Genomic DNA, 25,939 nt, shown 5'->3' with positions numbered 1-25,939 from the left:
CGATCAGCCCTTCCACACCGGATCGGCGAGCCCGAGGTGCGATCGCAGCGTCGGGCCGGTGTATTCCGTGCGGAAGACCCCGCGCTCCTGGAGGACCGGTACCACCTGGTCGACGAAGTCGTCGAGGCCGCCGGGGGTGAGATGGGGGACAAGGATGAAACCGTCGGCCGCGTCCTTCGACACGAACTCCTCCAGCGCGGCGGCCACGCTCCCCGCGGTGCCGATGAAGGACTGCCGGCTGGTCGTCTCGATGACGGTCTGCCGTATGGACAAGCCCTTGGCCTCCGACAGCGCACGCCATTGGGCGGCGATCGCGAACGGGTCACCGGCCCTGACCCGGCCCTGGACCAGGACGGAGTCCGGATCCGGATCGATGTCGGGGAGCGGCCCTTCGGGGTCGTAGGAGGAGAGGTCGCGGCCCCAGACCAACTCAAGGGCGAGGATCGCGTTCTGCGGCGAGACCTGCCTGCGGCGGATCTCCGCGGCCCGCTCCTGCGCCTCGGCGTCCGTGTCGCCGAGGACGAAGCTGACCCCGGGCATGACCTTGAGGTCCTCCGGACGGCGGCCGTGGCGGGCGAGGCGCCGCTTGACGTCGGCGTAGAAGGCGCGGCCCGCCTCCAGCGTGCCGTGCCGGGTGAAGATCACGTCCGCGGTGGATGCGGCGAACTCCCGGCCCTCGTCGGAATCGCCCGCCTGGATGACCACGGGGTGGCCCTGCGGTGACCGGGGAACGGTGAACTCGCCCTCGATCGCGAAGTGCTGACCCGAGTGCGCGAAGGGGCGCGGTGTCCCGTCGGGCGTCCAGGAGTCCCAGAGCGTACGGGCGACGGAGACGAATTCGGCGGCGCGGGTGTAGCGGTCGGCGCGGTCGAGATATCCGCCGCGGCGGAAGTTCTCCCCGGTGAAGGCGTCGGAGGAGGTGACGACGTTCCAGGCCGCCCGGCCGCCGCTGAGATGGTCCAGGGAGGCGAGCCTGCGCGCCAGTTCATACGGTTCGTTGAAGGTGGCGTTGACGGTGGCGGCGAGGCCGAGCCGCTCGGTGACGGCCGCCAGGGCATTGAGCACCGTGAGGGATTCGGGTCGGCCGACCACGTCCAGATCGTGGATCTCGCCCTTGTGCTCGCGCAGCCGCAGTCCCTCGGCGAGAAAGAAGAAGTCGAACAGTCCGCGCTCGGCGGTGCGGGCGAGATGCTCGAAGGAGGAGAAGTCGATCTGGCTCTTCGAACGCGGGTCGGCCCAGACGGTGGTGCTGTTGACGCCCGGGAAGTGCGCGGCGAGATGCATCTGTTTGGGTACGGCGGTCATGAGGTTCCCCCGGACAGGACGTACTGGTTGGCCGGGCGGGCGAGACCGAGATGCTCGCGGAGCGTGCCGCCCGGATAGAAGGTGCGGAACAGGCTGCGGTGCTGGAGCAGTGCGACGGTGCCGTTGACGATCCGCTCCAGGTCGCGGTGGGGTGCGATGGGCGCCAGGTGGAAACCGTCCACCGCCGCCTCCGCATGCCACCGGGTGATCAGATCGGCGAGGTCGACCGGGCCGCCGCTGAAGTGCGGGCCACCGGCGAGCCGCGGACCGCTGTCCGGGCCCGGCTCCGGCGACGCGCACTCGCGCCCGCCGAGGTCGACGACGAGCGAGACCAGCACCCGTAGCGCGGCCGGGGCCCGGCCGTGTGCCCGTGCCCGTCGGCGTATGTCGTCGCGGAGCGCGGCGGCCTGTCCGGGTGCGCCCGCCCGCAGGAGAACGACGTCGGCGTACCGGGCCGCTGCGTCCCTGCCCGGCTCCCCCGTGCCGTCCGCGACGATGACGGGACGGCCCTGCGGCGGCCGCGGCACGATCGAGGGGCCGCGCACACTGAACGTGCTGCCCTGGAAGTCGACATGATGCAGCTTGCTGCGGTCGATGAAGCGACCTGTCGCCCGGTCGCGGATCTCCGCGTCGTCCTCCCAGCTGTCCCACAGCCTGGCGGCGACATCGGCGACCTCACCGGCTTCCTGCCACAGCGCGTCGCAGGGTGCGGCCGGGCGGCGGCCGAAGAGCCGGGCCTCGGCCTCGGTGGTCGATACATCGACCTGCCAGCCCGCGCGGCCGCGACTCACCCAGTCGAGGGTGGCCACGGCCGCGGACACATGGAAGGGCTCGGTGTGCGTGGTGGTCACGGTCGGTACAAGACCGATCCGCTCAGTGGTGGGCGCGACTCTCGACAACACCGCGACGGCGTCGGGCCCCGGCCGGGCGAAGGAGTCGCCGAGGGTCACAAAATCGAGGGTGCCCTGCTCGGCGAGACGGGAGAGACCGACGTAGTAATCGGCGTCGTAACGGGCCGGGCCGTCGAGGGCGACGGCCAGATGGAGCGGACGGGGGGTGGCGGACATGACGATAAATGCCTCTCTGGAGCCCTGTGCTGGTCAGTTCTTGGGCTTGGGCAGGCCGGGCGGGTTGATCTCCGACTTCGCGACGGCCTCGCTCGAGAGCCCCCAGCGCTTCAGCACTTCGGCGTACGACCCGTCCTTGATGATCCGGTCGATCGCCGCGGCATACGCCTCGACCAGGCCGCTGCCCTTCTTGGTGCTCGCGGCGATCTTGCCCTGGACCTGCGAGCCGCCGCCCGACAGGGTGCCGATGATCCGGGTCTGTCCGGCGGAGGCGACGTGGTGCGCGGCCGTCGGGTTCGGCCCGAGGTAGGCGTCGATACGGCCCGACTGGAGAGCGAGGTAGTAGTCGGTGTCCTTCTGGAAGTACTTGATGTCGACGGGCTTGCGGCCTGCCTTGACGTTCTGCTCGCTCCAGTCGACAAGGATCTTCTCCTGGTTGGTGCCGGAGGAGACGGAGATGGTCTTCCCCGCCACGTCCTTCGGCCCCCGCACCTGCCAGCTGGTGCCCTTCTTTGCCTCGAAGGCCAGGTTGTCGAGCCGGTAGGTCGCGAAGTCGTACTTCTCCTTGCGCTCCTCGGTGACCGTGACATTGGACAGGACCCCGTCGAACTTGGAGCTGTCCAGGCCGACGAAGAGGTTCTCCCAGGAGACCTCCTCGAACTGCGGCTTCAGGCCGAGGGTGTCGACGATCAGCGTGGCGATGTCGATCTCGGCGCCGATCCGCGTCTTGTCGTCGGTCGCATAGAAGCCGAGCGGTGGCGAGGCGTCGGCGCTGGCACCGATGCGGATCGTGCCGCGCTCACGGATCGCGTCGGGCACCTTGGCGGCGATGGCGTCGACCTTCTTGCCTCGGATGCGGTGCTGGTCGGGCGAGATATTGATGCCCTCGCCCGGCCGGCCCTTGGGCTTCACCGCGTCGGTCGCGGCGTCGCCGGTGCCTCCGCAGGCGGCGAGCAGACCGGAGGCGGCGAGCACGGCGACGGCGGTGGCGAAGGCACGACGGGTGTTCACGTGGAAACTCCTTGCATACATGGGTGATTCACAGGACCTTGGAAAGGAACGCGCGGGTGCGCTCGTGGCGAGGGCTGTCGAGTACGTCGGCGGGAGCGCCCTGCTCGACGATCCGGCCGTCGTCCATGAAGATCACGGTGTCGGCGACCTCACGGGCGAATCCGATCTCGTGGGTGACGACGATCATCGTGGTGCCCTGGCGCGCCAAGTCCTTCATGACGTCCAGGACTTCGCCGACCAGTTCGGGGTCGAGGGCGGACGTCGGCTCGTCGAAGAGCAGCAGCTTCGGCTCCAGGGCCAGCGCGCGGGCGATGGCGACGCGCTGCTGTTGCCCGCCGGAGAGCTGCTTGGGGTAGGCGGACGCCTTGTCCTCGAGTCCGACCCTGGCGAGGAGCTTCTCCGCAGTCGCGACGGCCGTCTTTCGAGGCCGTTTCAGCGCGGCGACCGGCGCCTCGATGATGTTCTCGATCACGGTGAGGTGCGGGAAGAGGTTGAAGTTCTGGAAGACGAAGCCGATCCGGGTGCGCTGCTTGAGTACCTCGCGCTCGCGCAGCTCGTACAGCTTGTCGCCGGAACGGCGGTAGCCGACGAGCGAGCCGTCGACGCTGATCCAGCCGCTGTCGACCTTTTCCAGATGGTTGATGGTGCGCAGCAGCGTGGACTTGCCCGAGCCTGATGGCCCGAGTACGACGGCGACCTCCCCCGTACCCACCTCGAGATCGACTCCGCGCAGCACCTCCAGCGCGCCGAAGCTCTTGTGCACGGACCGTACGTCGACCATCGCGCTCATCGCGTGGCCCCCTTTGCGAAGTGGCGTTCCACGTAGTGCTGGAGAACGGAGAGCACGGTGGTCAGGAGGATGTACCAGGCGGTGGCGACCATCAGCAGCGGGACGACCCGGCCGTTTCGTCCGTAGATGACCTGGACCTGGTAGAAGAGCTCGCCGATCGCCATGACGGAGACGATCGAGGTGCCCTTGAAGAGGGAGACGATCTCATTGGCGGCGCTGGGGAGGATCGAGCGCATCGCCTGGGGCAGCACGATGCGCCGCAGCCGGCGCAGCCGGGGGATGCCGAGTGCTGCCGCCGCCTCCAGCTGACCGCTGTCCACGGCCAGTACGCCGCCGCGGACGATCTCCGCCGCGTACGCCGCCTGGTGCAGGGCGAGTCCGAGGACGGCCGCGCTCATCGCGCCGACCAGGCCCATCGTGTCGAAGGAGAAGAAGCCGGGCCCGAAGGGGATTCCGAACTGCAGCTCCTTGTAGAGGTAGGCGAGGTTGAACCAGAAGAGCAGCTGCACGATGAGCGGGATCGAGCGGAACGCCCAGATGTAGGTGAAGGCCGCCGCCCTGAGGAAGGGGCTCGCCGACAGCCGCATGAAGGCAAGGACGATGCCGAGGGCGAAGCCGATCGTCGTGCCGTAGAAGGTCAGCTGGATGGTGATCCAGACGGCCTTGAGGATCACCTCGGCCGTGAAGAACTGCGCGAAGACGTCCCACTCCCAACCGGGGTTGGTGGCCAGCCCGTGCAGGAACTGCGCCAGCAGGATCGCGGTGGCGGCGACGGCGGCCCAGCGCCAGGGGTGGCGCACGGGCACCACCTTCAGCGCACCGTAGTCCTCAGGTTCCGCGACGGTGGGTGGCGGTGCTGTGTCGACAGGTGGATCGCTGGTCAGCGACATGGGGTCCTCACGTTCGTGCGTACGGGAAGGGGGGTGGGTCTCAGGCGCTCACGTGCTCACGTGCTCACGTGCTCACGTGCTCACGTGCTCACGACAGGCGAGATCGCGAAGCAGGGCGAGCGCGGTACGCGCGGTGGCATCGTTCTGCCTGAATGCCGCGCCGCCCGTGCGCGGCCTGGTGAAGGCCCCGCCCGCCCGCGCGGTGGTGTGCGGGCCCAGCGCGAAGCGGCGCGGATGCGGCCGGCCTCCCCGCTCGAGCACCCTGCCGTCCCCGGGGTCCACCGACAGCAGTCCGGTGGGGGTCGCGGCGGCACCGTCCGCGTACAGCGCGCGCAGCAGCGGACTGCGGGTGCGTTCCAGTGAGGGTTCGGGCAGCCGGGCCTCGACCAGCGCCCGCGCCTCGATCCACTCCCCCGGAACGCCGGCACCGCCTGCCCGGAAGACCGCCCGCTCCTCGTCGGCCTCGACGGTGATACCGGCGCCGAGGAAGCGGACGACACCGGCACGCGAGAGCGCGAGGAGCTGACGCAGCCGCGGCCCGGGCGGGCCGGAGGCGAGATGGCTGAAGAAGCCGTGCCATCGGCCGCCGATGTCGCCGAGCCGGATCAGCTGCCCGTAGACGGAGAGCAGTCCGAGGAAGACCGCGAGGTCTTCACTGTGGGTCCGGTCGTGGCGGCGCTCGAGGTCGGCGGTGATGTAGCTGCGCAGTCCGTCCTGGAGTGCGTCGTACGAGCCGAAGCGCAGCCCGTCCAGCGGATGGTCGAGCGCTTCGAGGTCGAGGCGGTCGGCGGGGTCGGGGACGGAGGCGGCCACCAGGGTGTGCAGTTCGGGGCTGCCCGGCGCCGCTGCGGCGTACTTCTCCTCGAAGTCGGGCCAGTTGACCGAGGTGCGCTCGGGGCGGGCGGCGAAGAGGCGGTGATAGTGGGCGAAGCCCAGCTCCTTGTCGATGAGCGGCCACAGGTCGCGCTGATAGTCGACGGGGCCGGGCCGGCTCAGCAGCACGTCCACCTCGGCGGGTCCGAAGAAGCGTGGGAGCGGCGGCCGCTCGCCCTCCCAGCCGTAGCCGATCTTGGAGTGGTACGGCACACCGCGCCGTGATCCGACGTACAGGACGGGCTCCTGGCCCGACGGCAGGTACTCGCCGTTCTCGTACCGACCGCCACGGCCCTCGGTGAGCAGCACCATCAGATCGACGAAGGCGAGCCCGAAGCCGCGGACGATGACCGGCTCACCCGCCGGGAGGGCGTCGAGACCGCTCTCTGCGGTGAAGTCCGGCGGCAGGTGGAGAAGCCCTCGGCGGCGCGCGAAGTCCGCCAGCTCCGTCTGCTCGTCGCCGAGTTCGGCGTCGAGGTGGCCCAGGGTGAGCACGACGAGATCGGCGACGAGCGGCTCCGCGCGCCCTTCGAGCCGGACCTGCTGGCGGCCTTCGCGCGGACCGCTCACGCGCAGGGCCCGCGCCCGGTGCTCGTGCACGGTGACGGTCGGCGGCAGGGCGGCCACCGCCTCCTCGTACACCCAGCGCAGATACGCGCCCTGCTGCCGCCTGCCGGGAAAGGTCCGGCCGTCGATACCGGCCCACTCCGCGAGCGTGGGGCCCGGCAGTACCGGCCCCTCCAGTGTCACCGTGTCGTCGGTGAACATGGTGACGTCCTCGGCCATGGAGTTCATCCACAGGAGCGGTGACTGGTCGTGCCGCCAGATCCGGCCGCCGCCCGGCGGATGCGGATCCACCAGATGGATCTCCAGCGGGAGATCGGCGTACAGCTCAGGGGCGTTGGCGGCCAGCCGTTCCAGGAAACCGGTCCCCCGCGGACCGGCTCCGATCACGACGACGGATGTCATCGCGCACCTGCCGTACCGCGCGCGTAGTACTTCTCCACATGGTGCTGGCCGACGCTGAGGAGTGAGGTCACCACGACGTACCAGATGGTGGCGACGAGCAGCAGCGGTACGACCTGATAGGTGCGGTGGTAGACGAGCTGCACGGAGTAGAGCAGGTCCTGCACGGCGATCACGCTGACGATCGAGGTGCCTTTGAGGGTGCCGATGAGCATGTTCCCTGCCGGCGGCACGATGGAGCGCATCGCCTGTGGCAGAACGATTCTGCGCAGCCGGCGCCACCGGCGGAGGCCGAGCGATTCGGCGGCCTCGATCTGTCCGCGTTCGACGGACAGGATGCCGCCGCGCACCACCTCGGCGGCGTACGCGGCCTCGTGCAGAGTGAGCCCGATGATCGCGATGGTGACCGGGCTGAGCAGGTTGACCGTCCTGACGCCGAGGATCTGCGGGTAGAGCGCACCGATGTTGAACCAGAACAGCAGCTGGACCAGGATCGGCGTCGAGCGCAGCAGCCAGATGTATCCCCAACTGACGTTGCGCAGAACGGGATTGGCGGACAGCCGCATCACGGCGAGCAGCGTGCCGAGCGTGAAGCCCAGCACCATGACCACACCGGTCAGCCAGAGAGTGAGACCGAGGCCGCGCAGTACGGACGTCGAGGTGAAGTAGTCGCCGACGACGTCCCACTGGAAGGCGTCATTGCGTACGACGGAGCTGACGGCGCCCGCGAGCAGCAGCAGAACGGCAACTGCGGCCGCCCACTGGCCGGTTCGGCGTACGGGCACGATACGCGGCTGCACGGCGTCGGTCCTGGAGGGCGGAGCCGCGGGAGATTCGGGGAGGGTGTCTGTGGGCACAGCCATGCGAAGGCTCCGTGGATGCAGAGATCGAACACGGGAACGCCTTCACCTGAAACACAACGTGGACCGAGCCCCTCAGCACGATCCGTTCCTGAGGCTAGGGGGTGCCCACGGCCCACTGTCAACCCTGTCCACACTGTGAGCCGTATGTCTCAGGGCAGTTGACGCAGAATCGGATGCCTGTTCCACTTGGGCCATGCATTCGCAGCAGTGGCTGGTCACGCGCTCCCACATCGACTTCGGTCGTGTGTGGTCCTCTTCCTGTTGAGCTGACCCCGCTGCCTTTCTCGCGCTCGCGCCGTCACACCGTCGCGCCGCTTTTCGCGCATTTCGCGCCCTCACCCGCATAACACCGCGCATCACTCCCCCTCGCCACACCCTGGTTCCTTCTGCCCGCTCGAAGAAGGGCACGCATGACCTTCACCCCGAGCCGTGGTTCCGCGCTGTCCGTACGCCGGGGACCACGGTCGACGACCCGCTCGCCCGTCCGCTCCTGGAGGAACTGGCGCGTGAGTACATCAGCCGGTACGGCTCCGCCTTCGATCTGGAGCGCTACCCCTCCGAGGAGTTCGCACCACCGGGCGGCGCCTTTGTTCTGCTCCTGGAGCAGGGCCGGCCGGTGGCCGGTGGCGCGTACCGCCGCTACGACGTCGCCACGGCCGAACTCAAGAGGATCTGGACGCACTCCGCGCACCGCCGCCGCGGCCTCGCCCGGCGCGTGCTGCGGGTACTCGAACGGGAGGCAGCCGAACGCGGCTACTCCCGGATCCATCTGACCACCGGACCGCGCCAGCCCGAGGCCAGGGGCCTCTATCTGGCCGCCGGATACCGCCCGCTCTTCGATCTGTCCGCAGATCCGGAGTCGATCGGCCCGCTGCCGTTCGAGAAACATCTGGAGACCCCCGCATCATGAGCAGGAAACACCACCTCGCCGTCTTCGTGTTGATCACCGCCACCGCGCTCACGCTCACCGCCTGCGGCTCGGGCAACCCGGCGACTGCCGGCGTCGGTGCCGGGACCGGTGGCAAGCCCGGCGGGATCCCGACCGGCGATGTGGTGTCGTCGGTGCCGAAGGACGAGGCGATCGCGAAGCTGCTGCCCGCGGACGTACGCAGCCGCGGCACCCTCACCGTCGCCACCTCTGTCGGCAATCCGCCGGGCGCCGTTTACCTGGAGGACGGCAGGACGGTCGCGGGCCAGGACATCGACTTCGCGGAGGCCGCGGCCAGGGTGCTCGGGCTGAAGCTGAAGCGCGAGGTGGCGAGTTTCGAGGCGATCCTGCCGGCGCTGAGCAGCGGCAAGTACGACCTGGGTACCGGCAATTTCGGGGTGACCGACGAGCGGCGCAGGACCATCGACTTCGTCACGTACATCAACGACGGTCAGGGCTTCGCCGCGCTCGAGAGCAGCAGACTGACGAAGATCTCGGACTTCACCGATCTCTGCGGTCTGAATGTCGCGACCGGCGCGGGCACCACCTTCGAGGCGTCCCTGGACAAGAACAGGGGCCGCTGCTCCGAGGCCGGCAAGAAGCCGTACAAGGTCCAGACATACGGCGAGTCGGGCGCGATCTGGATCTCGCTGCAGCAGGGCCGCAGCGATGTGGTGATGAGCACGATCAACGGGCTGCGCTATGCCGTCACCCAGCAGGAGGACACGAAGTTCCTCAATGAGTTCAAGCGGCTCGACGTCGGCTTCGCCTTCAAGAAGGGCACACCGCTGGCGCCCGCCTTCCAGGCCGCGGTGAACAAGCTCAGGACGGACGGGACGTACGACCGCATCCTGAAGAAGTGGGGCACCACGGAGTCGGCGATCGCGAAGTCGCAGATCTCGCCGCCGGAGCTGAAGTGAAGCGACGGCTGAGGTGACCCGACCGGACGGACTGACCCGACGCCTGAAGTGACCCGACCGGCCCGAAGTGACCCGACCGGCCGAAGTCCCGACGGCCCGTCAGCAGCCGTCGCAGGGGCAGCAGCAGTCGCAGCCGGAACAGTCGCAGTCACAGTCTCGGCAGCAGCCCTCGCGCTTCTTGCGGGACCAGGGGCCCTCGTACTCCTTGGCACAGCAGATCTGGCAGGTGCAGAACAGCCCGGTGAAGACCGCGCAGCCTGCCAGGAAGCCGCGCTTCTTGGGCTTCGGCGGTTCACCGCCGAACTGCGGAGGCATCCCACCGGGGCCGCCGGGCCCACCGGGCACTCCGGGGTTGCCACCGCCGTAGGGGGTGTTCGGGCCGTACGGCCCGTAGCCGCCGCCCTGGTACGGATTTCCGTGCTGGGGCGGCTGTGGCGCGCCGTACCCCTGGTGCGAGCAGGTCGTCGTACCGAACACACGGTTCACCGAGACGCGCAGCTCGTGGGCGAGCAGCACATGCACCAGCCTGTCGTCCGTGAAGCGGGCGTCGCGCAGCGCGAGGCGCACCCCGTGCACCGCGTCGTCGGCGAGCCGGCGTGCCTCGGCCAGTGAGGTGCCGGTCGCGGTCAGCGGGTTCCAGGCACCCGACGCCGCGTCAGTTTCCCTGTCCTCCACGGCATCCAGCACATGTGCCAGCCGTCCGAAGAGCTTGCCCGCCTCTGCGAGCGGCGCCACGTTCTCCGGTCTTCCGGCGAGTACGGCGGTATGGGCGAAGGCTGCCGCGGTCGCCGTCTCGGTCGGCTCGGTGACGGTCAGCAGCGGGGTGCCGGGACCGGCCAGCGATTCGATCCCGCCCTGCCGGTCGACGGCGTCGAGCAGTACCGCCGTGTCGAAGCCGAGCTCGGCGCCGGTGCGCGCGCCGGCCCGGTCCCAGCCCGCCGCGACCCGGCGCGCCGCGGCGGCCACCGGCCTGCGGGCCAACACCCCGTCCCGGTCCGCGACGTGGTCCCGTACCTTCGCCGACGCCAGCACCAGCGAGACGGCCGCCGCCAGGCGCGCGCCCTCGCCCCGGGCGACGGGTGCGGTGCGCATGGCGCGCAGCGGGCAGGGGCCCGCGGTGCGCCGGGAGGCGGGGGTTCGCTCGGCCTGAGCCTCCGTCAGAACCGAGACGATCAGGCCGTCGTAGTTGGTCACGACCCTGGCGAACTGGCCGTGGTCGGAGCGAAGTGCCAGACAGAGCCCGCACAGATGGGCCATCCACTCGGCCTTGAGCCCGTCGGTGAGGCGATGAGTGCATGGCCTGACGATTCCGAACACGACGGTCCCCCGAGAGTCGTCCAACAGTGCGGCAGGCATCGTACCGAGCCTTCCGTTAACCCGGACGCGCCCACCGTCACCCGCCTGGCCCGACTTTCATATTTTGAGCCCACAACCCCCCGTACACAGGAAGAATCTTGACGAATCGCCACATCTTCTGCACCAGTACCGTCACGAATCCCCTGCGCGGCGACTATCTACTTGGCGCCCGATCCGCATCATGGACGACGATAGGGATAGGAACGAGAAAAGACCGCAATGAGCGGACTGGAGCGGAAGGAGGCGTCCATGGGATCTGTGCGCAAGGCGAGCGCCTGGCTGGGACTCGTCGAGGACAGTGATGAGCGCTACTACGACGACGCGTACGCCGAGGGTGCCGAGACGGGTGACGCGTGGGTCACCGACCCGCGGGTGCGCGTGGCCTCCGAGTCCGCCGAGGAGCAGGGCCGCCGGATCGCGACGGTCTCCCCGGACAGCTTCCGGGACGCCCGTGCCATCGGCGAGCTGTTCCGGGACGGCGTCCCGGTCATCGTGAACCTCACGTCCATGGAGCCCACCGACGCCAAGCGCGTGGTGGACTTCGCCGCGGGACTGACCTTCGGCCTGCGCGGCTCGATCGAGCGCGTCGCCACCCGGGTCTTCCTGCTGAGCCCCGCCGACACTCAGGTGGTCAGCGGGGAGGCCGCAAGCCGCTCCGCGAAGGACGGCTTCTTCAACCAGAGCTGAGCAAGGTGCTCGCCGGCCGGCGAGCCCGTCCGGCGTTCAAGGACGACAGGCCGCCGGCCTACCGGAAGGCATCAAGACCGGTGAGCGCCTTGCCCAGCACGAGCTGGTGCATCTCGACGGTGCCCTCGTAGGTGAGCACCGACTCGAGGTTCGTCGCATGCCGCATCACGGGGTACTCCAGCGAAATTCCGTTCGCACCGAGGATGGTGCGCGACGTGCGGCAGATCTCGATCGCCTCCCGCACATTGTTGAGCTTCCCGAAGCTGACCTGTTCGGGGCGGAGCTTCCCGGCGTCCATACGGCGGCCCAGATGGTGCGCGAGCAGGATCCCCTTGTGCAGTTCGACGGCCATGTCGGCGAGCTTGGCCTGCGTGAGCTGGAAGCCGCCGATCGGCCTGCCGAACTGCTCGCGTGTCTTCGCGTACTCGACAGCCGCCTCGAAGCTGGACCGCGCGGCGCCCATCGAGCCCCAGACGATCCCGTAGCGCGCGTGCGACAGACAGCCCAGCGGGCCCTTCAGTCCGGTGACTTCCGGCAGTACGGCGTCGGCCGGCAGCCGTACCTCGTCGAGGACGAGTTCGCTGGTGACGCTCGCGCGCAGGGACCACTTGTGCTTGATCTCGGGCGCGGAGAAACCGGCGGCGTCGGTCGGTACGACGAAGCCGCGAATGCCTTCGTCGGTCTGCGCCCACACCACGGCGACACCGGCCACCGAGCCATTGGTGATCCACATCTTGCGTCCGGTGAGCACCCAGTCACCGCCGTCGCGCTTGGCGAAGGTGCGCATACCGGCCGGGTCGGAGCCGTGGTCGGGCTCGGTCAGGCCGAAGCAGCCGATGATCTCGCCGGCCGCCATGCCCGGGAGCCACCGCTGCTTCTGCTCCTCGGAGCCGAAGCGGTGGATCGCGTACATGGCGAGCGAGCCCTGTACGGAGACGAGGGAGCGGATGCCGGAGTCGGCGGCCTCGAGTTCCAGGCAGGCCAGCCCGTACTGGACGGCGGTGGCGCCCGCGCAGCCGTATCCCTCCAGCGACATGCCGAGCGCGCCGATCGAGCCGAGCTCACGGGCCAGCTCGCGGATGGCTGGAAGCTCTCCGCGCTCGTACCAGTCCGCGATGTACGGCAGGACGCGGTCGGCCGCCCAGGTGCGGACGGTGTCGCGGATCGCGAGGTCCTCGGGTTCGAGCAGATCGTCGAGGCCGAGGGGGTCACCGGCGTCGAAGGGCGGCAGCTTCGAGGGTGCGGACATGGCGTGGCCTCCGGTGGCGCTCACACAGCGGATCACAGAAAAGTTCACGGGAAGGACGGACGGCTCGCCGAAAACTAGCAGTGTTAGTTACGGCACGGGCTGACGTTACGTCTCAGTGTGCCGTGCGTCCAGACCCGGTCGCCTCGACGGGCTCGCGGCTTGCCGGCAGCGAGACTTCCGGTCGCCTCGGCCGGGATCGCTTCTCGACGGTGGGGCACTCCATGACCCGTGGCAGCCGGAGCGCTGCGAGCGCACCGAGCAGCAGCAGACCCGCGCTGACCAGGAGCGCGACATGAAGGCCGTTGACGAAGGAGTGGCGGGCGGTGGTGCGCACCATCTCGCCGGAGGCGCCGCCCAGCCGGTCCGCCACCTGGTAGGCCTCACCCAGCGAGTTGGCCGCAGCCGATCTCGCCGGGCCGGGAACACCCGCGAGGCCGAGGAGCGACGGCGCGTAGGCCGCGTTCATGACGCTGCCGAGCAGGGCTATCCCCATGCCGGCACCGAGCTGGTAGGAGGTCTCGCCGATCGCGGCAGCTCCGCCGGCCTGGTCCGGCGGAGCCTCGCTGAGCATCGACTCGTACGCCGCGAACAGCGTGGTCTGCAGTCCGAAGCCGAGGAGTACGAAGCCCGTGGTGAGCAGCCACGGACGGTCGTGCTGTCCCATCAGGATCAGCAGCAGCACCGCCGCGGCGGTCAGGACGAAACCCCAGCCGACCATCCGGCGCGGACCGATCCGGTGCAGCGTGTGCGAGCCGGTGGCGCCGGCGGCCATCGCGGCGAAGGTCAGCGGCAGCAGCCGCAGTCCGGTCTCCAGCGGGCCGAGGCCGAGGACCAGCTGCAGGTACTGAACGGCGATCAGCTCGAGGCCGACCAGCGCGAGCATGGCGAGCACGATGCAGCCGACGGAGGTGGAGAACGTGGCCCTGGCGAACATCCGCATATCGATCAGCGGGTGCTCACGGCGCTTCTGCCTCCGTACGAACAGGGCGATCAGCACAGCGCCGAGCAGCAGCGGGCCGACCGTTCTGACGTCGAGGACCGTATCGCCGGCGCCCAGCCGCTTCACGCCGAGGACCGAGCCGAGCACTCCGCCTGCCGCCATCAGCGCGCCGAGCACGTCCCAGGGGCCGTCGGTGCCGCCCCTGGACTCGGGCAGCAGCCAGCGGCCTATCGGCAGGATCAGCGCCATCAGCGGAATGTTGATCAGGAAGACCGAGCCCCACCAGAAGTGCTCGACGAGAAAGCCGCCGAGTACGGGTCCGGTGGCGGCACCGACCGCGGCGACCGCGGTCCATATGCCGATCGCCGTCGCCCGCTCCCGCCGGTCCGGGAAGACCGCACGGAGGATCGAGAGCGTCGCCGGCATGATCATCGCGCCGCCGACGCCGAGCAGGGCGCGCGCGCCGATCAGCACCTCGGGGTTGGTGGCGAGGGCGGCGACCGCGGAGGCGGCGCCGAAGAGTCCGTAGCCGATCATCAGGACGCGGCGGCGGCCGACCCGGTCGCCGAGTGTGCCGAAGAGGATCAGCAGCGAGGCACAGACCAGGGGGTACGCGTCCACGATCCACAGCAGCTCGACGCCGCTGGGGCGGAGCTCCTCGGTGACGGACGGGACGGCGACATGCAGCACGGTCGCGTCGAGGGCGACCAGCAGAAGGCTGATACAGAGGACGACAAGGACGACCCAGCGGTTGACACCGCCGCCGGCGGCACGAAGCCGTGCTCCGCCCGTGATCGTCCCGGACATGTACGTACCTCCCATGAGTCCCTCGCGCTCGGTGGACCAGCCGGGGACGGTATGGAGTGGTGTCCCACAGGGCGGCCCGGCATCGACGGGCGAGTGAGCCGTCAGAGTACGCGAGTTCAGGCGTGTGGCGCGTGGTCCATCTCTCACCCCGATGCCCACCCGAGTGTGGCGTACGCCACGCCGCGGCCCTTCGAGTGCCCTCCGGATGTCCTGACCAGGGCCTCGCCGGAGGCGATCCCGGTCGACTCCCGAATGAGGGGATAATCCCTTACAGGCAAGCCGTGAGCTATTTCTGATGCACAGAAAGAGCCCTCCTGAGAGGGCCGCCGAAGAAATGGGACACGACGTCACCGGGATTTCCGGATTGGCCCGTAATAAAGCCGGAGCTGAGACATACTCCACATCACATCGTCATCACAAACGGGCTGGTTCGACCTGGGCCGACACTCACTCGCTGTAACGTCGATTGGGTGCGTACCGACATCTTTGCCCGGCTGGACCGGGAGCCGGAACCGCCGAAGATAGAGATCCCGCGGATGAGCCGCACCCGTCTCGCCCTCTTCGGCGGGACGTTGGCGTTCTATCTCGCCATCGTCGTGGCCGTGCTCGCCTCGACCTGGCTGGTGATCATCGACTGGAAGGTCATGCTCTTCCGGCCCTACCAGCAGTGGCCGGAGCTGCACGCCTTTCTCGACTACTTCGTGGTGCTCGGCCAGCGCGGGCCTACGGCCGTGATGGTGGCGGCCTGGCTGGGCTGGCGCTCCTGGCGTCAGCACACCCTGCGCCCCCTGCTCGCGCTCGGCGCCTCGCTGCTGCTGCTCAATGCGACAGTTGGCGCCGTCAAGATCGGTCTCGGCCGCCTCGGCCCCCACTACGCGACGCAGATCGGTTCCGCCGAACTCTTCGCCGGCGGCGATATATTTCCCTCCGGGCATACCGCGAACGCGGTCGTGACCTGGGGGATCCTGGCGTATCTGGCCACCACTCCGCGGGCGAGACGCTATTTGTCGGCACTCTCGGCGGTGGTCTCCCTCGGTGTCGGCCTCACGACCGTCTATCTCGGTACGCACTGGCTGAGCGATGTACTGCTCGGCTGGGCCGCCGGGCTGCTGATCCTGCTCGCCCTGCCCTGGTGCGAGCCGCTGATCGGCCGTGCGGAGGCCTGGATCTTCTCGCTGCGCGAGCTGTGGCGTGCGCGCCGTCGGATCGCTCCGTCGCTGCCGGTCGCCGCCGGCGGCCCACGGCCCTCGATGTTCCCGCAGCGCGGGGCCACACAGGACGAGGGACAGAGCCGTGAGCCGGTGACCGCAGGCAGCGGCAGCACCCGGCCGCCGTCCAGCACGAGGACGACGGCGCAGCTCACGCAGCCGCGGGCGCACGCGGTGCGCTCCGAGCGGACGCCGATCACTCCGTCCGGCAGCCGCCGTCCGCCGGCCTCACGGCCGGCCACGGGCGGCTGACGGGCACGGAGCTCGCTCCCGCCCGTACGACGAAGGCCCCGACCGCCCAGGTCGGGGCCTTCGTCGTACCCGGATGCCGGCCGCGGCGGCACTCTCGGCCCCGTCAGCCGGGCCAGCAGCGGATGACGGTGCCGCCCTCGACCTCGAAGTTGAGCCGGCCCATCAGGTACTCCATGGTGATGATCGCGCCCGGCGGCAGCGCTCTGACGGTGGTCCAGCCGCGCTCGCGGGCCAGTTGCTCGGCATCCTCGGCGGCGAGACCGACATACGCCTCGGGGGAGTCCTCCGGCTGCGCGGGAGGAGTCGGTGTGGGAACCATGCCACCCACCGTAGGCGGCGGCGGACGGTGACGGAAGTCTGGCCGCTTTCGCATCAGCAGTCCCACGTACCTCAGCGGTCACGCTTCTGTCACAGGATCACGACACGCGTTTAACTCGAACGCCGTCACTCGAACGAGCAGTTCAGAGCGGCTTGCGCAGTAATTCAGGAGCCCTTGGCTACCATGCTCAATTCCCGGCAGAAATACCCTCCGGCAAGTGACACAGGGCGAATTGACGGGGCGTGGAGAATTCACCGGTTCCTTACGGAATCAGCCGACCCTTCGTCCCGTTTCCCGGCCGAACGTCGACTCCGCCGCGTACGCACCCTGTTGGGGACGACCCGCCGGCGAGCATCATGACTGGAGCCCGATACCGAATGACCGAAGCGCGAGCCGCGGACAGCCAGGGGGCAGCGATGGGCACGGAGACCGCCGAGGCCACAGCGGGGCCGGCCCGGGTACGGAGGCCGGGCAGCGTACTGGTGGACTGGCTGACCACCACCGACCACAAGAAGATCGGGCATCTCTACCTGATCACGTCGTTCCTCTTCTTCCTGATCGCCGGAGTGATGGCCCTGCTGATGCGGGCCGAGCTGGCCCGCCCCGGGCTGCAGCTCATGAGCAACAACCAGTTCAACCAGCTGTTCACGATGCACGGCACCATCATGCTGCTGCTCTTCGCCACTCCGGCCTTCGCCGGCTTCGCCAACGAGATCATGCCGCTGCAGATCGGCTCACCGGACGTGGCCTTCCCGCGGCTGAACATGCTTTCGTACTGGCTGTATCTCTTCGGGGCCCTGATTGTGCTCGGCTCCCTGCTGAGCCCGAGCGGACCGGCGAGCTTCGGCTGGTTCGCCTACGCTCCGCTCAACTCGCTGGAGCGCTCGCCGGGTATCGGCGCCGACATGTGGATCATGGGGCTCGCGCTCGCGGGCTTCGGCACGATCCTCGGTTCGGTCAACTTCATCACCACCATCGTGGGGATGCGCGCGCCCGGCATGACGATGTTCCGGCTGCCGATCTTCACCTGGAACGTGCTCTTCACGTCGATCCTGGTGCTGTTCGCCTTCCCCGTGCTCGCGGCGGCGCTGCTGGTGCTGGAGTCGGACCGACGGTTCGGGTCAGTGGTGTTCCAGCCGCAATTCGGCGGGGCGCTGCTGTGGCAGCACCTGTTCTGGTTCTTCGGCCATCCCGAGGTCTACATCATCGCGCTGCCCTTCTTCGGCATCGTCACCGAGATCCTCCCGGTCTTCTCGCGGAAGCCGATCTTCGGATATCTCACGCTCATCGCCGCCACCATGGCCATCACCGGACTCTCGGTGGTGGTGTGGGCGCACCATATGTTCGCCACCGGAGCGGTGCTGCTGCCCTTCTTCTCCTTCATGTCCTTCCTGATCGCGATCCCCACCGGGGTGAAGTTCTTCAACTGGACGGGGACGATGCTCAGGGGCTCGCTGTCGTTCGAGACACCGATGCTGTGGGCCGTCGGTTTCCTGGTGTCGTTCCTGTTCGGCGGGCTGACCGGCGTCATCCTTGCCTCTCCCCCGATGGACTTCCATGTCACCGACTCGTACTTCGTCGTGGGGCACTTCCACTACGTCGTCTTCGGCACGGTGGTCTTCGCGACCTTCGCCGGCTTCTACTTCTGGTGGCCCAAGTTCACCGGCAAGATGCTCGACGAACGGCTCGGCAAGATCCAGTTCTGGACGCTCTTCGTCGGCTTCCACACCACCTTCCTGGTCCAGCACTGGCTGGGCGCGGAGGGCATGCCGCGGCGGTACGCGGACTATCTGGCGGACGACGGCTTCACGGCCCTCAACACCATCTCGACCATCGGCTCGTTCCTTCTCGGCATCTCGACGCTGCCGTTCCTGTACAACATCTGGAAGACGGCCAAATACGGGAAGAAGGTCGAGGTGGACGACCCGTGGGGGTTCGGGCGTTCGCTGGAGTGGGCGACCTCCTGCCCACCGCCGCGCCACAACTTCGTGACCATCCCTCGCATCCGCTCGGAGTCACCCGCCTTCGATCTGCACCATCCCGAATTCGCGGCACTGGAGCAGCTGGTGGAAGAGCGGGAGGCCGTCAGCCGAGGGCGCGGGACAGCCGGTCCCGCACCGTCCTGATGTGCTCGGTCAGCTCCCGCGGCTCGATCACCTGGAAGTCCACGCCCATGAGCATCACATGGATGACCAGTACATCCAGGCTCGCGGCTCCGGTGCGCAGCAGACAGCTGCTGTCGTCGATCGCCTCCAGCACCCCGTCGGACGGGCCGATGGTCCTGGCGGCCAGCTCGGCGGACGTATGGAGCCGGATGACCGCCTGGGCCGCATAGGCGCGGGTGGAGACGCCACGGGAGACATACGCGGCGAGATCCTCGGCCGGCGGAGTGCGCGGGGTGAAGCGCGGTCCGTGCGGCGGCTTCGGCGTGATGCGGTCGGCCCGGAACGTACGCCAGTCGGCGCGCTCCAGGTCCCAGGCGACGAGATACCAGCGCCGCTCGGTGCAGACCAGGCGGTGCGGTTCGACACTGCGGCGGGTGACGGAGCCGCCGTGGTCGCGGTATTCGAAACGCAGCCGCTCGCTGTCCCGGCAGGCGTTGGCCAGCTCGGTCAGCACGCTCGCGTCGACAGTGGAGTCCTGCGGGTCGCGCAGCATCGGCACGGTGAAGGCGTTGAGCGCGGCGACCCGGCGGCGCAGCCTGCCGGGCAGCACCTGTTCCAGCTTGGCGAGGGCGCGTACGGACGTCTCACCGATGCCCTCGATGCCGTTTCCGGCGGCGGTACGCAGACCGACCGCGACGGCCACGGCCTCCTCGTCGTCGAGCAGCAGCGGCGGCAGCTCGGCCCCGGCGCCGAGCTGATAGCCGCCGCCCGTGCCGGGGCTGGCGTTGACCGGGTAGCCGAGCTCGCGCAGCCGGTCGACATCGCGCCGTACCGTGCGCGGCGTGACACCGAGCCGGTCGGCCAGATCGGAGCCGGACCATTCGCGGTGGGCCTGCAGCAGCGAGAGCAGGCGCAGCAGTCTTGCCGAGGTCTCCAACATGGCTGCGAGTCTGCCAGCCATTGAGGACAGCCACTGTCCTCAAACAGGCGCGGAGCGCACGTCAGCCCGCTGCGGTGAGACGTACGCCGAGGTCGTTGTCGCCCGTGTAGCAGGCGGCGGCGTGACAGGTGTCCGTGGCCACCTTCGGGTACACGAAGATGGCCTTCTTGTCCCAGATGTCGTCGAGGATGCGGGAGATCCGTACCGCGGCGGCGTCCGCGGCCGGGCGCAGCCACAGTTCCCACAACTGCTCCTTGGCGACGGGCTCTTGGGCCATCGGCCCGCACGGCAGGGTGAAGACGAAGGCGCCGCCCTCGCCGGTCACCGGCACCTCGTGGACCCGGTCGCCGGAGCGGAGCCTGGCCTCGGCAACGGCTCCCTCGCCCAGCTCGGCCCCGTACAGCCGGCCCTCCACCGTCAACGCGCCCCGCTCCGGCGCGAGGCCGATGTCGCCGGCCTCGGCGTGCGGCGCGCGCACCCAGCAGCGCACGGCAAGGTTGCCGGCCGCCGTCGGGTACGGGACACGCACGGCGATCCGGCCGGCCTCGGGGGCGCGGTCGAGGAGCGCCCGCACATCCCGTATGCCCGACTCGACGGCGTCCCCGCCGGCGATGCTGACATCCCAGTGGCCCTCGGCCAGTTCGACCGTGCTGGGCAGTACGGCGCGCGAAGTGCCGCCCCCCGAAGGGGTCAGCGGCAGCCGCACCTCGTCCGTCGCGTCCTTGCCGCGCCGCTTCAGCACGAGCACCGCGTCCGGCGAGCCGGCACCTGCCAGGTCGAAGGTGATACCGCAGGCCGCGTCGGCGACGCAGTCCGCCCGTGGTGTCCGCCGCTCGGTGGGCGAGGTGGTGGACGTGGTCATGAGGCCTTTTTCCTTTTCCGGATCGCGTCGGCGGCCAGATAGCGCAGGGAGTAGACCGCGTCGTACACCGCGCCCCTGCCACGGTGCACCGCATCCCGCAGCGCGCTGCGGGAGCGGCCGCTGCCGGCGCGTGCGACCAGCTCGGTGAACAGGGCCTCGTGGCGCTCCGCGATCCGCACCGGGTCGAAGCGGGCGGATGCGGCGAGCGCGGCCAGGCCCGTGCGCCGGCGCAGTCCGTCGTCGTTGATCAGCCCGAGCAGTGCGTCGGCGATCGCGTCCACGTCGCCGACCGGCACCAGCCGGCCGTCGACACCGTCCTCGATGATCTCGCCGGGCCCGTGCGGGCAGTCGGTGGAGACGACCGGGACGCCGCAGCGCATCGCCTCGACGATGGTCATGCCGAACGACTCCATGCCGGAGGTGACGGCGGCGATCGAGCCCTTGACCCACTCCGGCTCGAGAGGATGCGCGGGCCCCATCAAAAAGACATGGTTGTGCAACCCGCGCTCCTCGATGAGGGCGTGCAGGGCGTTCTTCTCGTTGCCCGTCGCGTCTCCGCTGCCGTAGATCCGCAGCCGCCAGTCGGGGCGGGCCGCGACCACCTTGGAGAAAGCCTTGACCAGAAGGTCGTAGCGCTTGACCTTGGTCAGCCGGCCGGCCGCGACGATCCACTTGCTGGAGGCGTCGGCCGGGGCGACGGTGGGCACGGGCACGCTGTTGGGGACGGAAGCGATGCGCACGCCGCGCAGCTTCAGCTGCGAGCGGTAGGACCGGGCGTCCGCCTCGGTGACGGTGACGACCGCGTCGAGCAGGCGGTAGCGGTGGCCGATCTCTCGGCGCAGCCGGTAGCCGTGGCTGTCCAGCGTGAGGTGCTCCTGGGCGACACGGACCGGGCCGCGCCTGGTCTGCCGGGCGATATGGACATTGAGCCCGGGCCGGGTACCGACGACGACATCGGCCCGCAGGGACCCCAGATGGGCGGCGATCCGGGCGTCGGTGAGGCGGCTGTACTGCTTGTGCCGGCCGTCGCCGCGCGGGAAGACCCTGGCCGGGCGCTTGTACTCCGGGTCGTTGCCGTCGTAGTCGGGGCTGTTCCTGCGCAGATCGACCAGGTGCTTCATGGTGACGCCGGCCGGGGCGCCCATGGTCGGCTCCTCACGGTGGCGGAAGACGGAGACGATCTCGACGTCGTGCTGCTGAGCCAGGGCATGGGCGAGGTTGAACGTCGTCCGGATCGTCCCGCCGATGCCGTATGCGTTGTGGAGCAGGAAAGAAATGTGCATACGCTGCCGCGTCCCCCTGGTTTTGGTCTCTGCAGAACGGGACCTTACTTGGCTCCTAGGGCCGATAGGGGAGCTGGGGCACGGTGAAGCAGTTGTCGTTCATCTCTCCGCTCCGGGAGAGCCAGCCGCTGCCGTCCTGCCGGCGGGCGACCGACAGACAGGTACGGCGGGCCTTGGGAGGCTCGGCCGGTTTCTCGTACGAGACGGGGAGCAGCGGCCCACGGGCGGTGTACGGCTCCGGGCGGTTCAGGAACTTCTCGACGCAGGCGCGCGTGAGATCGGCCGCGCAGGATCTGGCGGCGTCGGTGAACCACGTGGTGGCCGCCCAGCCCTCCGGTTGCCACTTGAGAGCTCGGCTGCAACCGCACGGAAATTCGACAGGGCGAAGTCGACCTGTTCGCTGACGACGCGGTAACCCTCGGCCTTCAGGCCCTGCGCGACAAGGCGGGCGTAGGCGGCGGACGCCGCCTGGTTGTAGGGGCGTCGGTGCTGGCGCCCCTGGACACGCCGGCGCTCTCACCGTCCTGACCGGGCGCAACGGCTCGGACCGCACCTCGGTCCTGCGCGCCATCGCCGGGACCGTGCCGCTCTCCGCCGGACGGTGGTGTGGCGCGGCACCGACGTGACCGGTCTCCCCGCGCATGAACGGGCGCGCCGCGGACCGTGCTTCGTACCGGATCTACGTGCGGTGTACGACGCCCCCACCGTCGCCGAGAATCTCGAACTCGCATCTCCGGAGGGGGATTTCAAGCGCGCGCTGAAGGGCTTTCCGGCGCTCCGGCCGCTCCTCGCCCGCCGTGCCGGCGCCCTGTCCGGCGGCGAGCAGCGCATGCTCGCGGTCTCCCGCGCGCTGCTCCCACCGGCCCGCGTCGTCCTTGTCGACGAGACCGCCCAGTGCCTGTCGCCATCCGTCGCGGCCCGTACGTACGAGCTGCTGAGCGCGCTCGACGCGGCGGTCGTGGTCGCGGAACAGCGACTGCCGCCGGGCCCGCCCCACAGCGGCAGGCCGGTCGGTGGTTCATGAACTGCGGCGCGGATCAGTCGTGTTCAGTGGAGAGCCCGCCGAGCCGCCGACGCCGGAATGACCAGCATCGTGCCTACCTTGAGCCGGTCCGGAGAGTTCCCGATCAGCTTCTTGTTGGCCGCGTAGAGCGCCTGCCAGCCGCCCTTGATCCGGTAACGCTCGGCGATCGCGGACAGCGTGTCGCCCGGCTCGACCGTATGGACCCGGCCGCTGAGCCCGTACTTCTTGGAACAGACGGGCCAGGCGCTCCAGGTCTGCACACGCAACACCTCCTCCGCCACGTCGATCTGCTCCTCGCGGGTGGCGAGGTCCGCACGCGGCGCGTACACGAGTCCGCCGAACCCCTCCCAGGTGGGCTGCCAGAACTGCAGCCCGCCGTAGTAGCCGTTGCCCGTGTTGCTGTGCCAGTCTCCGCCGCTCTCGCACTCCGCGATGCAGCTCCAGGGCCAGCCGTCGGCGGCGCAGTCCCACGATCCGGCGTCGGCGCCGATACCGGGACCGCCGGGGGCCGGCGGCGGCGGAAGCCGGGGCGCGGCGTACGCGGCGCGCACCGGGACGACTGCCAACAGCAGGGCCACCAGCGCCGCGGGCCAAAAGCTGATCTTCGGCATCGGGTCACGCTAGGCAGTGCGGTTCCGCGCGAGCGGGTGCCGCGCGCGGGCGGCAGGCAGCCCCACCCGGTCGGACCCGGTGGGGCTGCCGAGAACTCCTCAGAGAGTGAGCTTCTGCCCGGGCATGATCAGGTTCGGATCACCGCCGATGACGGTCTTGTTGGCGACGTACAGAGCGCGCCAGTCCGTGCCGTTCGCGGCGGCGATCCGGCTCAGGGTGTCGCCGCTGCGGACGGTGTAGTCGCCGCCGCGGACGCTGCCGCGGGCGGGGTGGCTCGATGACCGCTCCGGCGCCTTCGCCGGAGCCTCGGCCTTGGTCCTGTTCTCGGCCTTGGTGTTGGCCTTGGTCCTGTTCTCGGCCTTGGCCTCGGGTGCGGCCGGTGCACTGCCGTACGCGCCGGCCCGCGCCGCACAGGTGGGCCATGCGCCCCAGCCCTGCGCTCGCTGAACCTTCGCGGCGACAGCGATCTGCTGCCCCTTGCTCGCCCCGTCGGCGGTGGACGCGTACGCCGCGCCTCCGTAGGCCCGCCAGGTACCGGCGGAGAACTGCAGGCCGCCGTAGTAGCCGTTGCCGGTGTTGATGTGCCAGTTTCCGCCGCTCTCGCACGATGCGATGCGGTCCCATACTCCGTTGTCCGCCGCCCGGGCCTCGCCCGTGGTGGCGAGCAGTGCCAGCGGTGCCACCAGTGCGGCACCTACGAGCGCTGCTGTGTCACGCCTGCGTATGGAACGGGAACTCGTGAACATCAAATCCCTCTCGAAGGACCCGGGATCCCTCGGGGCGGTGCGGACTTCGGCGCATCCGGCGCCCTCGTCCGCTCCGCCTCACCCGCCAGAGGTGGTCGTGCCGTGCTGCTTCTGTGCCGTACTGGCTGTACGGCCCGGCGGGTTGTCCCGGGCGGTGCTCTCTGCACACGGCGAGGAATCTAGAGAGGTCAACCCTCTGACACCAACCAATCCCTTGTCATGCCAGGCCAGTTGCCCGTTACTCGCAGTATCAGTGTTTTCCGGCCACCCACTTGATTCGCAGATTTCATGATTTGTCGACCTGCCGTTGAACTGATCTGTGACTCTGTTCACCGCGTCAACTTCCTTACACCCAGCAGTCGTTGACATGGAGTAACCAATTCCGGCCGCTGCATCACCCTTTGCTTCGGATGGTGCGATTCCGTTCCTTCTCGCGCGTGACTCCGGCCACAGCTCACCCGTTGAACTCTTCACGAGCCGGGAACCGCCCGGCGCACGTTTACATGTCCGCTCAAGTCCGAGGAGCCACCCGTGCCGCGCATGCTCGACGTCAGCGAGGACGTACGCGCCGAGATCGGCGACGAAGAAGCCAACCGGCTGCTCGCCGGCAGGAACAGCCCGGGCAGCTACGACTGCACCTCCTGCCGCACCCCGGGCGACTCCGAGCAGGAGCGCACCAGCACGGTGCTGTTCGTCGGCGACGAGACCGCCGTTCTCGCCTTCGCCCACGCCTCCTGCATCCCCTCACAGGTCGTCCAGGTCGCCGAGGACCAGCTGCAGGGCGCGGTACGGTCCATCACCGGCGAGGAGCAGCAGATCTCCGGCACCGGTCCCAAGCAAGCCGTCCTCGGCATCACCAGCGGTCTCGTACTGATCCAGGGCGAACTGCACCCGGCCCTGGTCGTCGAACCGACCGCGCCCATCTCCCGCCCCGGCACGACCGGCAACGGCGGCGACGACTTCCTCCCGCTCCTGATCGAACAGGGCTTCCTGCCGATCACCGACGTGAACCACCGGCCCAATCAGCTGCCCGGCTGGTCCGTCCTGGTCGCCATGGGCCAGCTGCACGCCGTGCTCCAGCCCGGCACCGGCGGCGGCAGCCCCGTCGCCTGGTGGCAGGCCCATCAGCCGCTGCAGGTCACGGACGGCTGGCGCGCGGCCGCCAACAAGTCGCACACGGTCCTGGTCTTCGCCGCCCCGGTGGGCTCCATCGGCCAGCAGCCCCGCGAGGACCTGCTGCGTGCGGCGCTGGAGAGGGCGGCGGCCGGTGGCCGGCTGGTAGCCGCCGCCATGCCGCTCGCGGGCACCTGAGCGGGCACCTGGGCAGGCAGGAAGCCTGCCACCGGCCGTGCCGACCAGGAGCAGGCACCCGAACAGCGGCCGACCGGGCGGGCGGCATACGCCGGGAGTGCGGAAACGTACGCCCGGCGTACGTCTTTGTACCGTCCCCGGAAGAATCCGGCTCCGCCGAGACCGCATCTGTCCGACGGCGGGGTCGTTTCAGGTACGTGCACTCATACGACCCCTCCCGCCAGCCGTACCAGAGCCAGATCCCTTCCATGCGCCCCTCGAGCGACGTACCGGCAGTGCCCTCGCCCACGCCGATCTACGACGCGCTCTACTCCGAGTACCGCAGGGCGTTCCGGGCCTTTCCGGGCGACCGGAGCGGGGAGGAGGATCTCGACTTCAAGGCCTTCGGCACGGGGCCGCACAGCAGCCGCGGCGGACCGGCGAGTCATCCGGGCCATACGGTCCACCCGGGGACCTGGCAGCCGTATCCGGGGGTCCGGCCGCACAGCGGGATGCACAAGCCGGCCGCGCTGCCACCGGCACCCCGCAGAGGTCTGTGACCGCGAAAGAGCATCGCGGGTAACCAACGCGGGAAACCGACGCGAGCCCCCCATGGCGCTGCCCCGGACCGGTGAACGGTCCGGGG

At 69.5% G+C, this 25,939-nt stretch carries 23 protein-coding genes and 2 pseudogenes; 8 read left to right on the top strand and 17 right to left on the bottom strand.

Annotation, left to right across the window (positions count from 1 at the left end; genetic code table 11):
* Positions 1 to 3: 3 nt before the first annotated feature.
* From ACWDZ6_RS28640 to ACWDZ6_RS28610, 7 genes are all read right to left on the bottom strand, one after another.
* Positions 4 to 1,305, bottom strand: coding sequence for an NtaA/DmoA family FMN-dependent monooxygenase (locus tag ACWDZ6_RS28640; RefSeq protein ID WP_451505141.1), 1,302 nt, complete (start codon positions 1,303 to 1,305; stop codon positions 4 to 6).
* Positions 1,302 to 2,372 carry an LLM class flavin-dependent oxidoreductase gene (locus ACWDZ6_RS28635; protein ID WP_451505140.1) on the bottom strand — a complete coding sequence of 357 codons (1,071 nt, stop codon included), beginning with the start codon at positions 2,370 to 2,372 and terminating at the stop codon, positions 1,302 to 1,304. The genes ACWDZ6_RS28640 and ACWDZ6_RS28635 overlap by 4 nt, the downstream gene beginning before the upstream one ends.
* A gap of 33 nt (positions 2,373 to 2,405) precedes the next feature.
* Positions 2,406 to 3,383 carry an ABC transporter substrate-binding protein gene (locus tag ACWDZ6_RS28630; protein ID WP_451505139.1) on the bottom strand — a complete coding sequence of 326 codons (978 nt, stop codon included), beginning with the start codon at positions 3,381 to 3,383 and terminating at the stop codon, positions 2,406 to 2,408.
* 28 nt (positions 3,384 to 3,411) lie between these two features.
* Positions 3,412 to 4,164, bottom strand: coding sequence for an amino acid ABC transporter ATP-binding protein (locus tag ACWDZ6_RS28625; protein WP_451505169.1), 753 nt, complete (start codon positions 4,162 to 4,164; stop codon positions 3,412 to 3,414).
* A gap of 5 nt (positions 4,165 to 4,169) precedes the next feature.
* A complete protein-coding gene (locus ACWDZ6_RS28620) occupies positions 4,170 to 5,063 on the bottom strand; it encodes an amino acid ABC transporter permease (RefSeq protein ID WP_451505138.1) in 894 nt (297 codons plus the stop codon).
* 72 nt (positions 5,064 to 5,135) lie between these two features.
* On the bottom strand, positions 5,136 to 6,905 hold the full coding sequence (locus ACWDZ6_RS28615) for an FAD/NAD(P)-binding protein (RefSeq protein ID WP_451505137.1): 1,770 nt from the start codon (positions 6,903 to 6,905) through the stop codon (positions 5,136 to 5,138).
* Positions 6,902 to 7,765, bottom strand: a complete 864-nt coding sequence (locus ACWDZ6_RS28610; protein WP_451505136.1) for an amino acid ABC transporter permease — start codon at positions 7,763 to 7,765, stop codon at positions 6,902 to 6,904. Before ACWDZ6_RS28610 ends, ACWDZ6_RS28615 begins: the two co-directional genes overlap by 4 nt.
* 490 nt (positions 7,766 to 8,255) lie before the next feature.
* Here ACWDZ6_RS28610 and ACWDZ6_RS28605 point away from each other — a divergent pair, with 490 nt between their 5' ends.
* Both ACWDZ6_RS28605 and ACWDZ6_RS28600 read left to right on the top strand, forming a co-directional pair.
* Entirely contained in the window at positions 8,256 to 8,675 is a 420-nt protein-coding gene (locus tag ACWDZ6_RS28605; RefSeq protein WP_451505168.1) for a GNAT family N-acetyltransferase, read from the top strand.
* Positions 8,672 to 9,613, top strand: a complete 942-nt coding sequence (locus ACWDZ6_RS28600; RefSeq protein ID WP_451505135.1) for an ABC transporter substrate-binding protein — start codon at positions 8,672 to 8,674, stop codon at positions 9,611 to 9,613. The genes ACWDZ6_RS28605 and ACWDZ6_RS28600 overlap by 4 nt, the downstream gene beginning before the upstream one ends.
* A gap of 99 nt (positions 9,614 to 9,712) precedes the next feature.
* Here the strand turns inward: ACWDZ6_RS28600 and ACWDZ6_RS28595 are convergent, their stop codons facing one another.
* A complete protein-coding gene (locus ACWDZ6_RS28595) occupies positions 9,713 to 10,930 on the bottom strand; it encodes a DUF5685 family protein (RefSeq protein WP_451505134.1) in 1,218 nt (405 codons plus the stop codon).
* Between the two features lie 288 nt (positions 10,931 to 11,218).
* Between ACWDZ6_RS28595 and ACWDZ6_RS28590 the strand changes: the two genes are divergently transcribed.
* A complete protein-coding gene (locus ACWDZ6_RS28590) occupies positions 11,219 to 11,656 on the top strand; it encodes a cell division protein SepF (protein ID WP_326648956.1) in 438 nt (145 codons plus the stop codon).
* Positions 11,657 to 11,714: 58 nt separating this feature from the next.
* Here the strand turns inward: ACWDZ6_RS28590 and ACWDZ6_RS28585 are convergent, their stop codons facing one another.
* Together ACWDZ6_RS28585 and ACWDZ6_RS28580 are read right to left on the bottom strand one after the other, a co-directional pair.
* A complete protein-coding gene (locus tag ACWDZ6_RS28585; RefSeq protein WP_326648957.1) occupies positions 11,715 to 12,905 on the bottom strand; it encodes an acyl-CoA dehydrogenase family protein in 1,191 nt (396 codons plus the stop codon).
* Between the two features lie 112 nt (positions 12,906 to 13,017).
* The gene (locus ACWDZ6_RS28580; RefSeq protein ID WP_451505133.1) at positions 13,018 to 14,652 is read right to left on the bottom strand and encodes an MFS transporter; all 1,635 of its coding nucleotides are present in this window, start codon (positions 14,650 to 14,652) and stop codon (positions 13,018 to 13,020) included.
* 470 nt (positions 14,653 to 15,122) lie between these two features.
* On the opposite strand from ACWDZ6_RS28580, the gene ACWDZ6_RS28575 reads away from it, so the two are divergent.
* Positions 15,123 to 16,112, top strand: a complete 990-nt coding sequence (locus tag ACWDZ6_RS28575; protein WP_451505132.1) for a phosphatase PAP2 family protein — start codon at positions 15,123 to 15,125, stop codon at positions 16,110 to 16,112.
* A 103-nt stretch (positions 16,113 to 16,215) separates the two neighbouring features.
* On the opposite strand, the gene ACWDZ6_RS28570 is transcribed toward ACWDZ6_RS28575, so the two are convergent.
* The gene (locus tag ACWDZ6_RS28570) at positions 16,216 to 16,431 is read right to left on the bottom strand and encodes an I78 family peptidase inhibitor (RefSeq protein WP_366734939.1); all 216 of its coding nucleotides are present in this window, start codon (positions 16,429 to 16,431) and stop codon (positions 16,216 to 16,218) included.
* Positions 16,432 to 16,847: 416 nt separating this feature from the next.
* Here ACWDZ6_RS28570 and ctaD point away from each other — a divergent pair, with 416 nt between their 5' ends.
* Positions 16,848 to 18,557 carry an aa3-type cytochrome oxidase subunit I gene (gene ctaD, locus ACWDZ6_RS28565; RefSeq protein ID WP_366734954.1) on the top strand — a complete coding sequence of 570 codons (1,710 nt, stop codon included), beginning with the start codon at positions 16,848 to 16,850 and terminating at the stop codon, positions 18,555 to 18,557.
* Here the strand turns inward: ctaD and ACWDZ6_RS28560 are convergent.
* From ACWDZ6_RS28560 to ACWDZ6_RS28545, 4 genes and pseudogenes are all read right to left on the bottom strand, one after another.
* Positions 18,517 to 19,476 (bottom strand): helix-turn-helix transcriptional regulator, encoded by a 960-nt coding sequence (locus ACWDZ6_RS28560; RefSeq protein WP_451505131.1) that lies wholly within the window; start codon positions 19,474 to 19,476, stop codon positions 18,517 to 18,519. The genes ctaD and ACWDZ6_RS28560 overlap by 41 nt on opposite strands.
* Positions 19,477 to 19,537: 61 nt before the next feature.
* Positions 19,538 to 20,338, bottom strand: a complete 801-nt coding sequence (locus ACWDZ6_RS28555) for a hypothetical protein (RefSeq protein WP_451505130.1) — start codon at positions 20,336 to 20,338, stop codon at positions 19,538 to 19,540.
* Positions 20,335 to 21,621: a glycosyltransferase family 4 protein gene (locus ACWDZ6_RS28550; protein ID WP_451505129.1), complete on the bottom strand. Its 1,287-nt coding sequence runs from the start codon at positions 21,619 to 21,621 to the stop codon at positions 20,335 to 20,337. Before ACWDZ6_RS28550 ends, ACWDZ6_RS28555 begins: the two co-directional genes overlap by 4 nt.
* 55 nt (positions 21,622 to 21,676) lie before the next feature.
* Positions 21,677 to 22,098, bottom strand: a pseudogene (locus ACWDZ6_RS28545) (hypothetical protein); the annotation flags it as partial.
* 2 nt (positions 22,099 to 22,100) lie between these two features.
* Between ACWDZ6_RS28545 and ACWDZ6_RS28540 the strand changes: the two are divergent.
* Positions 22,101 to 22,706: pseudogene (locus tag ACWDZ6_RS28540) on the top strand (ATP-binding cassette domain-containing protein); the annotation flags it as partial.
* On the opposite strand, the gene ACWDZ6_RS28535 reads toward ACWDZ6_RS28540, so the two are convergent.
* Together ACWDZ6_RS28535 and ACWDZ6_RS28530 are read right to left on the bottom strand one after the other, a co-directional pair.
* Positions 22,669 to 23,256, bottom strand: a complete 588-nt coding sequence (locus tag ACWDZ6_RS28535) for a transglycosylase family protein (RefSeq protein WP_451505128.1) — start codon at positions 23,254 to 23,256, stop codon at positions 22,669 to 22,671. The pseudogene ACWDZ6_RS28540 and the gene ACWDZ6_RS28535 sit on opposite strands and share 38 nt — an antisense overlap.
* 99 nt (positions 23,257 to 23,355) lie before the next feature.
* On the bottom strand, positions 23,356 to 24,003 hold the full coding sequence (locus tag ACWDZ6_RS28530) for a transglycosylase family protein (protein ID WP_451505127.1): 648 nt from the start codon (positions 24,001 to 24,003) through the stop codon (positions 23,356 to 23,358).
* A 531-nt stretch (positions 24,004 to 24,534) separates the two neighbouring features.
* On the opposite strand from ACWDZ6_RS28530, the gene ACWDZ6_RS28525 reads away from it, so the two are divergent.
* Positions 24,535 to 25,314, top strand: coding sequence for a hypothetical protein (locus tag ACWDZ6_RS28525; RefSeq protein ID WP_451505126.1), 780 nt, complete (start codon positions 24,535 to 24,537; stop codon positions 25,312 to 25,314).
* Positions 25,315 to 25,562: 248 nt separating this feature from the next.
* Positions 25,563 to 25,853 carry a hypothetical protein gene (locus tag ACWDZ6_RS28520; RefSeq protein ID WP_366734932.1) on the top strand — a complete coding sequence of 97 codons (291 nt, stop codon included), beginning with the start codon at positions 25,563 to 25,565 and terminating at the stop codon, positions 25,851 to 25,853.
* The last annotated feature ends 86 nt before the right edge of the window (positions 25,854 to 25,939 follow it).

It is taken from the genome of Streptomyces sp. NPDC002926, from assembly GCF_053591755.1.
The sequence above is the reverse complement of the archived record's forward strand: the minus strand, read 5'-3'. Positions and strand labels throughout refer to the sequence as shown.

Coding starts and splice junctions, on each gene's coding strand:
- ACWDZ6_RS28640 (WP_451505141.1), bottom strand. CDS start 1,305: ATGACCGCCGTACCCAAACAGATGCATCTCGCCGCGCACTTCCCGGGC.
- ACWDZ6_RS28635 (WP_451505140.1), bottom strand. CDS start 2,372: ATGTCCGCCACCCCCCGTCCGCTCCATCTGGCCGTCGCCCTCGACGGC.
- ACWDZ6_RS28625 (WP_451505169.1), bottom strand. CDS start 4,164: ATGGTCGACGTACGGTCCGTGCACAAGAGCTTCGGCGCGCTGGAGGTG.
- ACWDZ6_RS28620 (WP_451505138.1), bottom strand. CDS start 5,063: ATGTCGCTGACCAGCGATCCACCTGTCGACACAGCACCGCCACCCACC.
- ACWDZ6_RS28615 (WP_451505137.1), bottom strand. CDS start 6,905: ATGACATCCGTCGTCGTGATCGGAGCCGGTCCGCGGGGGACCGGTTTC.
- ACWDZ6_RS28610 (WP_451505136.1), bottom strand. CDS start 7,765: ATGGCTGTGCCCACAGACACCCTCCCCGAATCTCCCGCGGCTCCGCCC.
- ACWDZ6_RS28600 (WP_451505135.1), top strand. CDS start 8,672: ATGAGCAGGAAACACCACCTCGCCGTCTTCGTGTTGATCACCGCCACC.
- ACWDZ6_RS28590 (WP_326648956.1), top strand. CDS start 11,219: ATGGGATCTGTGCGCAAGGCGAGCGCCTGGCTGGGACTCGTCGAGGAC.
- ACWDZ6_RS28585 (WP_326648957.1), bottom strand. CDS start 12,905: ATGTCCGCACCCTCGAAGCTGCCGCCCTTCGACGCCGGTGACCCCCTC.
- ACWDZ6_RS28580 (WP_451505133.1), bottom strand. CDS start 14,652: ATGTCCGGGACGATCACGGGCGGAGCACGGCTTCGTGCCGCCGGCGGC.
- ACWDZ6_RS28570 (WP_366734939.1), bottom strand. CDS start 16,431: ATGGTTCCCACACCGACTCCTCCCGCGCAGCCGGAGGACTCCCCCGAG.
- ctaD (WP_366734954.1), top strand. CDS start 16,848: ATGGGCACGGAGACCGCCGAGGCCACAGCGGGGCCGGCCCGGGTACGG.
- ACWDZ6_RS28560 (WP_451505131.1), bottom strand. CDS start 19,476: ATGTTGGAGACCTCGGCAAGACTGCTGCGCCTGCTCTCGCTGCTGCAG.
- ACWDZ6_RS28555 (WP_451505130.1), bottom strand. CDS start 20,338: ATGACCACGTCCACCACCTCGCCCACCGAGCGGCGGACACCACGGGCG.
- ACWDZ6_RS28550 (WP_451505129.1), bottom strand. CDS start 21,621: ATGCACATTTCTTTCCTGCTCCACAACGCATACGGCATCGGCGGGACG.
- ACWDZ6_RS28535 (WP_451505128.1), bottom strand. CDS start 23,256: ATGCCGAAGATCAGCTTTTGGCCCGCGGCGCTGGTGGCCCTGCTGTTG.
- ACWDZ6_RS28530 (WP_451505127.1), bottom strand. CDS start 24,003: ATGTTCACGAGTTCCCGTTCCATACGCAGGCGTGACACAGCAGCGCTC.
- ACWDZ6_RS28520 (WP_366734932.1), top strand. CDS start 25,563: ATGCGCCCCTCGAGCGACGTACCGGCAGTGCCCTCGCCCACGCCGATC.